The sequence below is a fragment of the Chrysiogenia bacterium genome, assembly GCA_020434085.1.
Taxonomy (GTDB): Bacteria; JAGRBM01; JAGRBM01; order JAGRBM01; family JAGRBM01; genus JAGRBM01.
This window is the reverse complement of record JAGRBM010000605.1, coordinates 1-12,758: the sequence shown is the minus strand read 5'-3', so window position 1 is coordinate 12,758 and position 12,758 is coordinate 1. Positions and strand designations below refer to the sequence as shown.

Annotated in this window: 13 protein-coding genes; 8 read left to right on the top strand and 5 right to left on the bottom strand. The window is 64.4% G+C overall.

Translation table 11 applies throughout. From position 1 onward, the window contains the following. The 3 genes from KDH09_19740 to KDH09_19730 form a co-directional block, all read right to left on the bottom strand. On the bottom strand, positions 1–185 hold a 185-nt coding region (locus tag KDH09_19740; protein MCB0221940.1), incomplete at its 3' end, for a DUF488 family protein. Positions 186–191: 6 nt separating this feature from the next. Continuing rightward, a complete protein-coding gene (locus tag KDH09_19735; protein ID MCB0221939.1) occupies positions 192–1,847 on the bottom strand; it encodes an MmgE/PrpD family protein in 1,656 nt (551 codons plus the stop codon). Positions 1,848–1,858: 11 nt separating this feature from the next. Continuing rightward, a complete protein-coding gene (locus tag KDH09_19730) occupies positions 1,859–2,629 on the bottom strand; it encodes an inositol monophosphatase (protein MCB0221938.1) in 771 nt (256 codons plus the stop codon). A gap of 169 nt (positions 2,630–2,798) precedes the next feature. Here KDH09_19730 and KDH09_19725 point away from each other — a divergent pair, with 169 nt between their 5' ends. From KDH09_19725 to KDH09_19695, 7 genes are all read left to right on the top strand, one after another. Continuing rightward, positions 2,799–3,257 carry a PaaI family thioesterase gene (locus tag KDH09_19725; protein ID MCB0221937.1) on the top strand — a complete coding sequence of 153 codons (459 nt, stop codon included), beginning with the start codon at positions 2,799–2,801 and terminating at the stop codon, positions 3,255–3,257. After that, positions 3,254–3,706 carry a PaaI family thioesterase gene (locus KDH09_19720; protein ID MCB0221936.1) on the top strand — a complete coding sequence of 151 codons (453 nt, stop codon included), beginning with the start codon at positions 3,254–3,256 and terminating at the stop codon, positions 3,704–3,706. The genes KDH09_19725 and KDH09_19720 overlap by 4 nt, the downstream gene beginning before the upstream one ends. 3 nt (positions 3,707–3,709) lie before the next feature. Further along, positions 3,710–4,369, top strand: coding sequence for a thioredoxin domain-containing protein (locus KDH09_19715; protein ID MCB0221935.1), 660 nt, complete (start codon positions 3,710–3,712; stop codon positions 4,367–4,369). 16 nt (positions 4,370–4,385) lie between these two features. Further along, positions 4,386–5,195, top strand: coding sequence for a Sir2 family NAD-dependent protein deacetylase (locus KDH09_19710; protein ID MCB0221934.1), 810 nt, complete (start codon positions 4,386–4,388; stop codon positions 5,193–5,195). Next, positions 5,192–6,349 carry an MBL fold metallo-hydrolase gene (locus KDH09_19705; GenBank protein MCB0221933.1) on the top strand — a complete coding sequence of 386 codons (1,158 nt, stop codon included), beginning with the start codon at positions 5,192–5,194 and terminating at the stop codon, positions 6,347–6,349. Before KDH09_19710 ends, KDH09_19705 begins: the two co-directional genes overlap by 4 nt. A gap of 153 nt (positions 6,350–6,502) precedes the next feature. Beyond that, positions 6,503–7,723, top strand: coding sequence for an acyl-CoA dehydrogenase family protein (locus KDH09_19700; GenBank protein ID MCB0221932.1), 1,221 nt, complete (start codon positions 6,503–6,505; stop codon positions 7,721–7,723). Between the two features lie 5 nt (positions 7,724–7,728). Then, a complete protein-coding gene (locus KDH09_19695) occupies positions 7,729–8,871 on the top strand; it encodes an acyl-CoA dehydrogenase family protein (GenBank protein MCB0221931.1) in 1,143 nt (380 codons plus the stop codon). A 53-nt stretch (positions 8,872–8,924) separates the two neighbouring features. Here the strand turns inward: KDH09_19695 and KDH09_19690 are convergent, their stop codons facing one another. Continuing rightward, complete coding sequence (locus KDH09_19690; protein MCB0221930.1) at positions 8,925–9,620, bottom strand: class I SAM-dependent methyltransferase; 696 nt, start codon at positions 9,618–9,620, stop codon at positions 8,925–8,927. A gap of 252 nt (positions 9,621–9,872) precedes the next feature. Between KDH09_19690 and KDH09_19685 the strand changes: the two genes are divergently transcribed. Beyond that, entirely contained in the window at positions 9,873–11,288 is a 1,416-nt protein-coding gene (locus KDH09_19685) for a nitronate monooxygenase (protein ID MCB0221929.1), read from the top strand. Between the two features lie 18 nt (positions 11,289–11,306). On the opposite strand, the gene KDH09_19680 is transcribed toward KDH09_19685, so the two are convergent. After that, positions 11,307–12,758 (bottom strand): tetratricopeptide repeat protein (locus KDH09_19680; GenBank protein ID MCB0221928.1); only part of this gene is annotated, 1,452 nt, incomplete at its 5' end.

Here is a 12,758-nt window from a genome sequence, read left to right as displayed (position 1 = left end):
TACCGCAGGCCGCGAGCGCTCAGGTTCTCCCGGATCGCGTCGTAGCTGAAGTGCCGGTGGTATTTCGAGTAAGGGCGCGAGCGCACGTCCACAACGACCTCGACGCCGCGTTCCTTGAGAAGGGCGACAAACTCGTTCACCGAGTGGCTCGAATGGCCGATGGTCAGGCAGGTCGGCTCGCTCATTGCAGCTCAGGGCTGGCAGAAATACTTGGTGAGTTCCTGCAGGCGCTCGTCCTCAAAGCGGCGAAGGCGCGTGAGTGCGTTCTCGACCTGAGTCTCGCCAAGCTGCGCCGCCGTTTCGGTGCGAAACTTCTGCTCGACGGTCTCGCGGTAGTCCTTGCGGGCCGAGACGCCCAGCGGGACGTCTTTTCGCGCGGTGAAACTCTCCCCCGATTTCGTCTCGATGGTTACGCGCGCGGGGAAGGTCATCTCGAATTTTGAAAAATCCACGCCGCCAAGGTCCGCGCCGCCGTTGTCTGCGGCGCGCGCGCGCACGCGGCTCATGCGCCTTGGAAGCTCGCGCACCTGGCGCAGCAGGTCGCCGCCGTGGCGGCGAATCAGCGCGCCGAAGTCGGCGGAGTTCTTCTTGCGTCCTCCGAGCTCGCTCTGGTAGCCGCGCGCCACGCGCACGAGCTCGCGGGCCGAGAGCTGCCCGAGCACCGAGCTGCGTCCGAGCACCTTATCGAAGGCACCCGCCACGCGGGTGGTCATCTCCCAGTCGTGGTGGAGCTTCGTCATGGCCGAGAGGCGCCGGATCTCCTTGTCGTTGGCGTCGAGAAAATCCTGGCTCATCTGCGCGCCGGTGTGCGCGCCGCCCAGGATGCCGATGGCCACGTTGAAACCGATGGAGAAGTTGATGTTTACCGGTGAGAGGGGCTGGCTCTCGTCGACGTGCTCAGCCGAGAGATTGTCCATCTCCACCGAGAGTAAACTCGCGGTGACATCGATGCTTTTTACATCGGCGGCGCCGAGCGCGCGGTCGTGCCTCTCGTGATACTGGCCGAGCACATCGAAGAGCGCGTCCATGGTCGTATCGATGTAGGCGCAGCCCGGATACTTCTTGTAGGCCAGCGTGTCGCTCACCCAGGACTCTCCAAGGCCCGTGAGCATCTTGGGGAGAGGGACAAAGGTGAAGAACTTCCAGAAGCCCTTGCGCGGGTGTTCGAAAATTTCGGGCGCGCCTGTCAGCCCCTCACGGGCGAACTGGGCGGCCTGAATGCCGGTGATGGTCGGTCCGGCGGCGGTGAGCACCTTGCTGGTGGGGCCCATGAAGCCCGGCCACAACGTAAAGGTCGGCTGGTACATGGCGATGGCAATAGCGTGGGCGGTCTGCTCGACGCTAAGCCCATAGAGCCGCGAGGCCAGCGCCGCACCCTCGACTGCGTGGATGAAGCTCCAGGCCTGTCCGTTCTGGGGGCCCAGCACGGCGCTTGCGCCCACGCGCCCGCCGATTTCGTTGGCGATGACCTGTGCGGTGATGAGCTCCCTGGTCGAGAGCCGCTCTTCCTCGCAGATGGCCCAGGCGCCCAGGACGGCCGAGTGCCCGGTGTGTCCCATATAGAGGTAGTCGTCGTAGTCGAGCGCCATGGAAAACGCGCTGTTGACCATGACCGCTTCGTGCAGCGCCATCTGCTGGCCCGTTGGAATGACGGTGCAGGGGCCGGGCTTTCGCCACTTGGTTGCGGCGCGCAGCACGGCCTGCCCGGCGTTCGTATCGGCGCCGGCGTGCATGGAGGCAATGACACTGAGGGTCTGGTAGCGCGTCTTTTCGAGAACGCGCTCAGGAATGTCTTCGTAGCGCACCGAGCAGATCCACTCGGCCAGCTGCTGGGCAACCGTGCTCATGCTCAGTCTCCTCAGACGTTGCGGATCGTCTCGATCATGGTCTCATGGATCTTGCCGTTCGAAGCGATGACGTTGTCGCCGTAGATGTCGAGATCGCCGCCGTCGAACATGGTGATGGTGCCGCCCGCCTCGCGCACGAGCAGCGAGCCGGCCGCCACGTCCCAGGCCTTCAGGCGCTCTTCCCAGAATCCGTCGATGCGCCCGCAGGCAACGTAGCAAAGGTCCACCGCAGCCGCGCCGGCACGGCGAACGCCGTGGCCGAGCTTCATGAACTCCCGGAATTTTGCGATGTAGTAATCGGGCCGCTCCTTGCGATCATAGGGAAAGCCCGTGCAGAAGAGCGACTTTGCGGGGTCGTCCACCTTGCTCACCGAGATCGGCTTGCCGTTGAGATAGGCGCCGTCACCCTTGATGGCGGTAAATTCTTCATTGATGAGTGGGAGCAGCACCACGCCGATCACCGGTTCGCCCTTGTGAAGAAGCGCGATGCTCGGGCCAAAAAATGGGTAGGCGTGGGTGTAGTTGGTCGTCCCGTCAAGCGGATCGATGACCCAGCGAAAGTCGCTGTCGCTGCCCGATTCGAGGTCGCTTTCCTCGGCCAGAATCTCGTGGTCGGGGTAATGGCGGCGAATGGCATCTTTGATGACTTTTTCGCTGGCCAGATCGACGTGGGTAAGCAGGTCTACCTCGCCCTTGTTCTCGAACTTTTCGATGGTGCCGTAGTTTTCGAGCTGGATGGCGCCGGCCTCCTGGGCTGCGGCGCGGGCGATTTCGAGGTGCATGGTCCAGGGCGAGCCCTCGTCGAGCATGATGGGCTGTTCGGTGTCACTCATGGGGTTTGGTGCCTTCCAGGTGGAGGCGGGCTGATCCCCGCCGGGGCGCAGCCTATCGCGGTGCCCCCACCCGCGGCAACCGGTGGAACGGGGCCTCCGGGCGCGCTACAAAGGGGGCATGGCAGAGAGCAAACGAAGCGAGACCATTGAAGAGCACCTGGCGCGTATCCGCCCATTTTTCGAAAACGCGCCTTTTGCGAAGACCCTCGGGATTCAGATCGATTCCATGAGCGTCGACGAGGCCAGCGTGCGCCTTCCCTGGGCCGAGCACCTGGGGCGCACTCTCAACGTCCTGCACGGGGGTGCCATTGCTGCGCTCATCGATCTGGCCGCAGGCGTCGCTGCGCTCTCGGATTTTGAAAAGATCGAGAGCCTCAATGCCGCCACGCTCAACCTGCTGACCAACTATCTCTCGGCCGGCGCGCCGGGCAAGGACGTGATTGCCACCGGACGCGTGCGAAAGCGCGGGCGCAGCATCGTCGTTGTGGACGTGGACATCGAGGACGCCGAGGGCAAGCTCATCGCCACCGGCACGGCGACCTACAAAATGGGAACGAAGGTCGGAAAGCACGAATGAGCGGCATCGACTACGTCGCGCAGGCCCGCGCGCTGCGCCAGCGCCTTGGCGGCTCGCGCTATGCCGAGCTCATCGGCTGGAGCATCGACGCGCTCGCGCCCGATGAGGCGCGGCTCAGCGTTGCCCCCCGCGAACACCTGCTCGATGCCGGCGGCGCGATCCATACCGGCGTCATTGCCAGCGCCATCGACGCCGCGGCGGCCTGCGCGGTCTACGCCGATCCGGCGGGGCCCGCCGAAGGCTATGGCGCGACGGTGAGCCTGTTCGTGAGCCAGCTCGAAGCGCCCGCGCCGGATTCGGGAATTGTCGTCAGCAGCCGCGTGCGAAAGCGCGGCAAGAGCATCTGCGTGGTGGACGTCAACGTCGAGGACGAGACCGGCGTGCTCATTGCGACAGGCTCGGCCACCTACAAGCGCGGCGTGAGCCTTGGAACCGGCAAGAGGAACTGACAAATGCGCGTGTTTCTTTTCTCTTTTTGTTTTCTGCTCTGTGCGGGGCTGGTTGCCGCGCAGTCCATGCCGGCGATCACCCTCGATACGGTGACGATCGCGTCCCTGAACCTGCGTGAGGCCCCCGTGCGTGGGAAGCAGGGGGCGCCGCTCGTTGTGGTGGAAATCTCCGACCTGCAGTGCCCGGCCTGCGCGCAGGCGCACCCGGTGGTCGAGCGCCTTACCGCGGAGTACGGAGGGCGCGTGGAGTTCCGCTACTACGGCATCGCCGGCCCTTCCCACGCCTGGGCGCGCCCGGCCTACGCCGCGGCCAGGTGCATTGGCGAGCAAGACACGACGCTCTTCTGGAAGGCGGGCGCGCACTTCTACGAGCACGCGCGCGAAATCGAGGTTGCGAGCATCGATGAGGAGGCGCGCAAGCTCGCCGCCGAGCTGGGCGCCGACCCGGAGGCCTTCGAGCGCTGCTACACCGGGCCGCGCTATCTCAATGAAGTGGACATGAATCTCAAGAGCGCAGTTGCCGCGGGCGTTCGCGCGACGCCGAGCTTTTTGGTCGGCGATCAGCTCATTGCCGGCTTGCGCTCCTTCGATGAACTGAGCGGGCTGATCGACCAAGCCCTCGAAGAGCCGAACTCCGGCGGCCTCTTTGACTGGCTGCGCTAGGGACTGGAGCACGCAGATGGAACCTGACACCGCACTTCGCAAGGCAGCGCAGATCCTGGCCGATGCCCGGCGCATCGTGGCCTTTACCGGCGCGGGCATTTCGACCGAGTCGGGGATCCCCGACTTCCGCAGCGACAGCGGGATCTGGAACAAGTACGACCCCAACGATTTCCTGTTTCAGAAGTTCATCGCGTTTCACAAGAATCGCAAGCTCTACTGGGAACGCAGCAAGGAATTTTACGAACCCATTCTCAAAGCCCAGCCCAACGCCGGGCACAAGGCGCTCGTGCGGCTCGAACAGATGGAGAAGCTCGATTGCGTGGTCACCCAGAACATCGACGGTCTTCATCAGCGCGCCGGGCACGGCGAGGGCAGGGTGATCGAGCTGCACGGCACGGTCGCAACGGCCTCGTGCCTGAAATGCGGCAAGCAGTGGCCCGCCGCCGACATTCGCAAGCGCATCGTCGAAGAAGCGCCCGGCGTGAGCGACGGCGTTCCCTACTGCAGTGAGCCTGATCCCGATGGACCCGAGGGGATGTGCGGCGGCCCTATCAAGACCGACACCATCAGCTTCGGCCAGTCCATGCCGGAAAAAGAAACCGCCGAAGCCTTCGCACGCGCCCGCAACGCCGACTGCTGCCTGGTCGTCGGCAGCTCGCTCGTCGTCCAGCCCGCCTGTTTCATTCCGGTGGAGGCCAAAGACCGCGGCGCCAGCCTCATCATTGTCAATCGAGAGCCCACACCCATGGACGCCATGGCCGACGTCGTCATTCACGGCAGCGCGGGTGAGAGCCTGAACCGGATGCTGGACTACGTGCTCTCGTGAACGAAAAAAAACGAAATCGTCTCTGGCGCTGGCTGCGCCGTATCGGTGCACTGGCGATCGGCTGCTTTCTGGGCGTCTACGTGCTCGGGTGCTGCGTGTTTTCCGGACCCGAGTATGAGGGCCCCGCAAGCGAGCACTTCGACGGCGAGCATTTTCAGAACCTTGCGCCGACGCCGCCGAAGCGCTTTGCCGCGTTCTGGCAGTGGACCTTCACGCGCACGCCGGGCGAGTGGCGTGAGTGGGTGGAGTCCGAGCCGGGGCCCAAACCTCCCGAGCGCGTGGGGGAGGGCGAGCTGCGCGTGACCTTCGTCAATCATGCGACCGCACTCATTCAGGTGGACGGCCTCAATTTCCTGACCGACCCGCAGTGGTCCGAGCGCGCGAGCCCGGTGAGCTGGGCGGGGCCCAAACGCGTGCGCGCGCCGGGCATTCGCTTCGAAGATCTGCCGCCGCTCGACGCTGTGCTGGTCAGCCACAATCACTACGACCATCTGGATATCGAGACCCTGCGGCGCATTTCGGAGGAACGTCCCGCACCCATCTTCGTGGGGCTCGGCGTGAGCGCGCTGCTCGAAGAAGAAGAGATTCCCGGCGGCCGCGATTTTGACTGGTGGGACTCGGTGGAGATCTCGCACACGGTACGCGTGCACTTCGTGCCGGCCCAGCATTTTTCGGCGCGCGGGCTGTGCGACCGCAACACGACGCTGTGGGGCGGCTACGTGATTGAGAGCCCCCACGGCGCGATCTACTTTGCCGGCGATACAGGCTGGGGCCCGCACTTTGCGATGATCGCCGAGCGCTTCCCAAGGCTTCGTCTTGCGCTCCTTCCCATCGGCGCCTACCTGCCGCGCTGGTTCATGGCGCCGGTGCACATCGATCCGGTCGAGGCGGTCAGGGCACATCAGACACTCGGCACGCTGCGGAGCATGGGGATCCACTTCGGAACCTTCCGGCTGGCAGACGATGCCGAGCTCGACCCGCTTAAAGAGCTGGCGGTCGCGCAAGAGGAAGCGGGCGTCACCGAGGACGAGTTCTGGGTGCTGGGCTTTGGCGAGGGCAGGGACGTCCCGCCGCTGCCCAAAGAAGCAGAAGCCACCGAAACTGCTCCGCCTGCTCCAGCGCAAGCCCCGGCAAAGGCGGTTCCCGCAAAGTAAGAGCCGTTCAATTCATCCCGCAAAACTCTGCACGCGCGCCTTGATTGCACGCTGCGCCATGTGCGAAGCTTGGCCCCCGGAAGAGGTGAGTGAATACTCACTTTCACAATATCAGCGCGGCACGCGACACACGCTAAGGAGGCGACCGTAGCCATGGCGAAACACGATCCCTATGCCGAAGACACGCCCGAACAGGCGAAATACCGCAAAGAATTGAAGAAGTGGCTGGAGAAGAATCTTCCTCCCAAGCCCAAGTTCCACCTGCCCATGTCCTTTCTGGAAGTCGATCAGGCCGATCAGGTGGCCTACCTGCAGAAGTGGCAGAACACGCTCTACAAGGGCGGCTACCTGGGGCTCGGCGTGTCCGAGAAATACGGCGGCCACGGCGGCGAGTCGTGGATGCAGAAAGTCGTCAATCAGGAACTCGCGCGCGCAAAGGCGCCGACCATCCTCAACGTCATCGGTATCCGCATGGCGATGCCGACGATTCTCTCCCACGGCAGTGAAGAACAGAAGAAGAAATACATTCCCGGCATCCTCTCCTGCGACGAGATCTGGTGCCAGGGCTTTTCCGAGCCCAACGCCGGTTCCGACCTGGGGTCGGCGCAGACCTTCGCCGAAAAGCGCGGTGATTCCTGGATCATCAACGGCCACAAGATCTGGACCACCCAGGGTCAGTTCGCCAAGTGGATGATCCTGCTCGCGCGCACCGACAAGGAAGCCAAGAAACACGCGGGCCTCTCGTATTTCCTGGTGCCCATGCAGTCTGAGGGCATCGAGGTCAAACCGCTGACCAAGATGACCCGCGAGGATTCCTTCAACCAGACCTTCTTCGAGAACGTCGAGATCCCGGCCGAGCAGATCGTCGGCAAGCCCGGCCAGGGCTGGATGATCGCCATGACCACTCTCCTGCACGAGCGCGGCAGCGGCGGCAGCGGCGACGTGGGAATCCACAGTGCCTTTGAGGGCCGCATTCGCCAGACGGCGGCGCTCGCCAAGAGCCGCAAACGCGGCGGCAAGTCGATGCTCGACGATCCGCTCGTGCGCGATGACCTCGTAAAACTCGCCATTGAGACCGAGGCCCTTCGCCAGCATTCGACCCGCGCGAAGATCCAGAAGCTTCAGGACTACCCGATGGGAATCATGTCGCTCTCAAAACTGCAGCAGAGCGAGATGATGATGCGCCTTGGCGAGGTCTCCATCCGCGTGCTCGGTCCCGACGCCTGGCACTGGGCCGAATCGCCCGGCGCCTTTGAGTACGGGGACTGGGAGCTCTTCTTTATGAACGGCTACGGCCCCATCATCGGCGGCGGCACCAGTGAGATTCAGAAGAACATCATTGGCGAGCGCATCCTCGGAATGGCGAAGGGGTAAGCACCATGGCAAAACAGGCAAGCAAGGGAATGGAACGATTCGAATACGGTGAAACCCAGGAGGTGCTGCGCACCTCGGCCAAGAAATTTCTCGGCGCGAACTTCGGCACCGAGCGCGTGCGCGAGCTCTGCAGCGCGGGCACGGGTTTCGATGAAAAAGACTGGAACGAGATGTCGGCCCTTGGGTGGCACGGCCTCCTGATCCCCGAAAACATGGGCGGGGTGGGCCTTGGCATCTATGAGCTTGGCATCCTTCTCGAAGAGCAGGGCTACCACCTGATGGTGGCGCCGTATCTCTCCAGCCAGATCGGCGTGCTCGCGATCGATGCCGCCGCCAAGGCGCCGCAGAAAAAGAAGCTCTTCCCGCAGATCGCAGAGGGCGCGATTCGCCCGACGCTCGCAGCCTTTGAAAAAGATCAGGGCTGGGATCTGTGCGCCGGCGGCGTCAAGGCCAAGAAGTCGGGCAAGAGCTATGTGCTGACCGGCACGAAGGTGAACGTCATGGACGCCGGCAGCGCCGACCTGCTGCTGGTCACTACCAACACAAGCAAGGGCCCGACCCTCTTTGCGGTCGATGCGAAGGCCAAGGGCGTAAAGATCACCTCCAACAAGCTTGTCGACGAGACGCGCCACACCGCGACCGTAAAGCTCACGGGCGTGAAGGTGAGCGAGGACGCGGTGCTCGGCGCCGAGGGCGGCGCGGCCAAGGCGCTCGAAAAAGCGCTGCCGCGCATCTGGGTGGCGCTTGCCGCCGAGATGCTGGGCGCCGCCCGCAAGCTGCTTCACACCTCGGTGGAATACGCCAAGGTGCGCGAGCAGTTCGGTCGCCCGATCGGCAGCTTCCAGGGTGTGAAGCACCGCCTCGTCGATCGCTTTGCCGACATCGAGAACGCGCGCAGCATCGTCTACGGCGCCCTTTGGGCGCAGGACCACGACGCGCCGCGTGCGCTGCTCACCGCGCGCATGGCCAAGGCCTATCTCTCGGAGGTCGGCCCGCTTACCGCCGACACGGCGGTGCGCACCCACGGTGGTATCGGCTTTACCTGGGAGTGCGACGTCCACCTGTTCTGGAAACGCCTGCGCTGGGCCCAGCTCGCCTACGGTGACGGCCCCTTCCATCGCAAGGCGCTGGCGGAGATGATTCTTTAGGTTTTGCGAAACAGCACAATGGAAAAGGGCGGCCCATCGGGCCGCCCTTTGTTTCAGGGGCTCTTCTTCTTCGCTTTCTTCTTCCCAACCAGCGCGAGGGAGGGCATTCCCGGCTGTTTCTGCACTTCGCAGTCCTTGAGAGGCTGGCTCTTGAGGTGCGCCAGGGCTTCGCCTTCGTCGATGCCCTGGCCGGCGACGAAGGTGCGAAAGCCCATAAGGGCGATGGGACGGAGCGCGGCGGGGATACGCCAGTGGGCGACGAAGTTGCGGGCGTCCTCGAGCTTGCAGCCGCGATCGGCCTCGGCGATGAGCAGCGTGCCGCCGGGGCGAAGCACGCGCACGCACTCGCTCACACCAAGGCGCTGGTCGGGCCAGTGCTTGATGGAGGCCACGCTGAAGATTCCGTCGAAGCTTCCCTCATCGAAGGGGAGTTCGAGCGCCGAGCCCTGCACGAAACGCGGGTTGCCCGGCGAGTTTTGATTGCGTTTTCTCGCGCGGGCGATCTGCTCGTGGGAGAGGTCCAGACCCGTGAACTCGAGGTCCGGGCGCCGACGCATGATCTCGGTGGCAAGATGGCCGCCGCCGCAACCGACTTCGAGGATGCTGGCGCCCCTGGGCATTTCTCCCAGAAACTCGTCCATCGCGTCCTTGACGAAGTCACCCACCGCCCCGGCGATGAAGTAGTCATACATGAATGACTCAAAGGGACTGTAGGGCGCTGTGAAGTCCTGAAGCAGCGATTCGGCCATTGAATTTCCTCCAGAGGCGCGCGGTGCGGGTTTCTGCTCCCGGGGCCTCAAAGAACAGAACGACAGGCTAGCGCCCACTATTTGGGCCTCGCAACCGACTCTAACCGGGAAGCAGGGCAGCGCGAAGATGACGTTCGTCATATCGCTCGGGTGGCAGAATCGGGTTGACTGAACATCGGTGTCACCCGCGGGGCGCGACCGGATTGTCTTCCGGGGGTGCAGCCCGTTCCCGGGCACTCGGAAGGCGGCAGTATGAATCAACCCCGGATTATTCAGGGCGGTATGGGCATTGGCGTATCGGACTGGCGGCTGGCGCGCGCTGTTGCGCTCTCCGGGCAGATGGGCGTGGTCTCGGGCACCGCGCTCACCCACGTGTTGGTGCGCAGGCTCCAGGACGGGGATTCCGGCGGCCACATGCGCCGCGCTCTTGCATCCTTTCCCGTGCAGGAAATCAGCGAGCGCGTGCTCGCGCGCTATTACATCCCCGGCGGCAAGGCGCAGGATGCGCCCTACAAGAACCCGCCGATGTTCACGCTCAAACCCGCGCGCGAACTCGAAGAGCTCACCGTGCTGGCCAACTTCGCCGAGGTCTTCCTCGCCAAAGAGGGCCATGAGGGACTCGTCGGAATCAACTACCTGGAGAAAGTGCAGCTCCCCACACTTGCCTCGCTCTTTGGCGCGCTGCTGGCCGGTGTGGATTACGTGCTGGTGGGCGCGGGAATTCCGCGGCAGATCCCGGGCGTCATCGACGCGTTGATACGCGGCGAAGATGTCTCGCTCAAAGTGCATGTCGATGGCGCCGCCCGGGGCGAGGAACATGAGATCCATTTCTCTGCGCGCAGGTTGCTGGGGGATCAGGTGTCCGCGCTCTCGCGGCCGAAGTTTCTTGCAATCATCTCTTCGGCGACGCTCGCAAAATCCCTGGCGCGCGCAACGCCGCCACCCGATGGCTTTGTTGTCGAAGCCCCCGAGGCGGGCGGCCACAACGCCCCGCCGCGCGGCGCGCTGGAGCTGAGTGAACTGGGAGAGCCGGTCTACGGTGAGCGCGATGCCATCGATCTCGAAGCCATCGCCGCGCTGGGACTGCCGTTCTGGCTCGCGGGCTCCGTGGCAAGCCCAAAGGGGCTCGCAGACGCGCTGGCAGCGGGTGCCTGCGGCATCCAGGTGGGTACGGCCTTTGCTTTCTGTCACGAATCGGGTTTCACGCCGAAGCTCAAACAGCGCGCCGTGGCCTTCGCCCGCAAGCCGGACACCCGCGTTCGAACCGATGCAAAGGCCTCGCCAACGGGCTTTCCCTTCAAACTCATGGACCTGGAAGGAACCCTTGCCCGGCAGGAACTCTACGCCGCACGCCGGCGTCCGGCCTGCGATGTGGGGTTGCTTCGCGCGCCGTACAGGGCGCTCGATGGATCGGTGGGTTATCGCTGCCCGGCAGAAGACGAAGCCGCATATGTGAAGAAGGGCGGTGAGCCCGATGCCTGCGAAGGCCGCATGTGCCTGTGCAACGGCCTGCTTGCAAGCATCGGGCAGCCGCAGGTGCGAAGCGAGGGCTGCGTGGAGCCCGCAATCGTCACTTCCGGCAACGATCTTTCCTGCGTGCGAGCGCTCACCAGCGATGCCGGGCACGACTACTCGGCCGCCGATGTGGTTGCGTATCTGCTGGGATAGGGCGGGGCCGGCGAAGAGTTATTGTTCCCCGAAATATCCCGCATAGGTCCGGGCCTGCTCGAAGCCCCGCGCAAGGGCCGCGTGGTAGTCCTCGCGGGCTTCTTCCTTTTTGTTCTGCGCGATGCGCGCAAGCATCCGGTTGAAGTGGGCCTGCGCCATTTCCGGGTGTTCGGCGATGATGCCGGTGAAAACGGTTTCGGCCTCTTCGGGGCGGCCCTGCTTGAGCCGAAGGTTGCCGAGGTTGAGTAGCGCGTCGGTATTTTTCGGCTCGAATTCGAGCGCCCACTCATAGGCGCGGTCCGCCTGGCCCAGATCGCCTTCCTGTTTGTAGAGAAGTCCCAGATTCACCCACACCTCGGCCGGTCGCGGATGCTGCTTGAGCGCGCGCTGGTAGGCAGCCTTCGCCGCCGGGATCTGTCCCATCCGGTGGAGCGTGGTGGCCAGCGCGAAGGTTGCTTCGTCGTAGCCGCGGGCCTCGGCTTCCTTGTAGGCGCGAAGCGCGCCCTCATCGTCGCCGGCGCGGGCGAGCGTCTGCCCCAGGTTGTAGTGTGCGCGCGCGTTGCCGGGCGTGACCTGCAGGTTGCTCTGCATCAGGGCGACCGGATCGCTCCACATCAGGTTGCGGCGCACAGTGAGCCCGGCTGAGAGGGCCAGCAACGCAAGGATGGCAGCCGTCACCGGCGCGCGCAGCTCGTTCTTGCTCGCCACGATTCTTGCCAGCCCGATCGGCACGAGCGGCAGCAACAGGGCGCTGGGCAGGTAGAGCCGGTGCTCGAAAAAGAGTTCGAGATTCAGGAAAGAATTCTCGGGAAGCTGGAGAACCAGGAAGCTCAGCAGCGCCCAGGCCGAGCGCCGGTGCTCGCGCCGCGTGAAGATCGTCACGAAGATGAGCGCGCCCATGGCAAGCCAGCCCACAAAGGTCGTCCATGGCGTAAAAAGCCCGCGCGAGACGACCATTGCATGGTCGAGGGCCTGCCCCGAGGGCCAAAGCAGCATGGCCATGCCCTTGAAGTAGACGCGCGGCGCGCTGAGGATCCGCTCGAAGAGCGTGTAGTCACGGCCGGGCAGGGTGCCCAGGGCAAAGTGCTGGTCGCTCAGCGCGGCGTAGGTGCCTGCGAGAATAATCGGAGGAATCATCGCGATGGCCAGGGCAATGCGGCGGCGCCGCCGCGCGCCGATCTCGCGTGAGGGATCGGCGACGATCCACTCATAGAGCAGTCCCACCACCGGCAGGGCCGCCGCGCTTTCCTTGCTCATCAGGGCCAGCGCGTAGAAAGCGGCGCTCCAGAGAAAGTCGCGGCGCTCTCCGGTGCGCACCCCGCGCACGTAGCGCCACATGGCCAGCAGGGAAAAGAGCCCGCAGAGCACGGTCATGCGCTGGACGATGTAGGTGACTGCCTGGGTCTGGATCGGGTGAAGCGCCCAGAGCGCCGCCGCGCCGGTTGCCAGAAGTGCCCGGTCGCGGGTGGT

What these genes read in the sequence shown, in the direction of transcription:
- KDH09_19735 (MCB0221939.1), bottom strand. Translation starts at nt 1,847, where the DNA reads ATGAGCACGGTTGCCCAGCAGCTGGCCGAGTGGATCTGCTCGGTGCGC.
- KDH09_19730 (MCB0221938.1), bottom strand. Translation starts at nt 2,629, where the DNA reads ATGCACCTCGAAATCGCCCGCGCCGCAGCCCAGGAGGCCGGCGCCATC.
- KDH09_19725 (MCB0221937.1), top strand. Translation starts at nt 2,799, where the DNA reads ATGGCAGAGAGCAAACGAAGCGAGACCATTGAAGAGCACCTGGCGCGT.
- KDH09_19720 (MCB0221936.1), top strand. Translation starts at nt 3,254, where the DNA reads ATGAGCGGCATCGACTACGTCGCGCAGGCCCGCGCGCTGCGCCAGCGC.
- KDH09_19715 (MCB0221935.1), top strand. Translation starts at nt 3,710, where the DNA reads ATGCGCGTGTTTCTTTTCTCTTTTTGTTTTCTGCTCTGTGCGGGGCTG.
- KDH09_19710 (MCB0221934.1), top strand. Translation starts at nt 4,386, where the DNA reads ATGGAACCTGACACCGCACTTCGCAAGGCAGCGCAGATCCTGGCCGAT.
- KDH09_19700 (MCB0221932.1), top strand. Translation starts at nt 6,503, where the DNA reads ATGGCGAAACACGATCCCTATGCCGAAGACACGCCCGAACAGGCGAAA.
- KDH09_19695 (MCB0221931.1), top strand. Translation starts at nt 7,729, where the DNA reads ATGGCAAAACAGGCAAGCAAGGGAATGGAACGATTCGAATACGGTGAA.
- KDH09_19690 (MCB0221930.1), bottom strand. Translation starts at nt 9,620, where the DNA reads ATGGCCGAATCGCTGCTTCAGGACTTCACAGCGCCCTACAGTCCCTTT.
- KDH09_19685 (MCB0221929.1), top strand. Translation starts at nt 9,873, where the DNA reads ATGAATCAACCCCGGATTATTCAGGGCGGTATGGGCATTGGCGTATCG.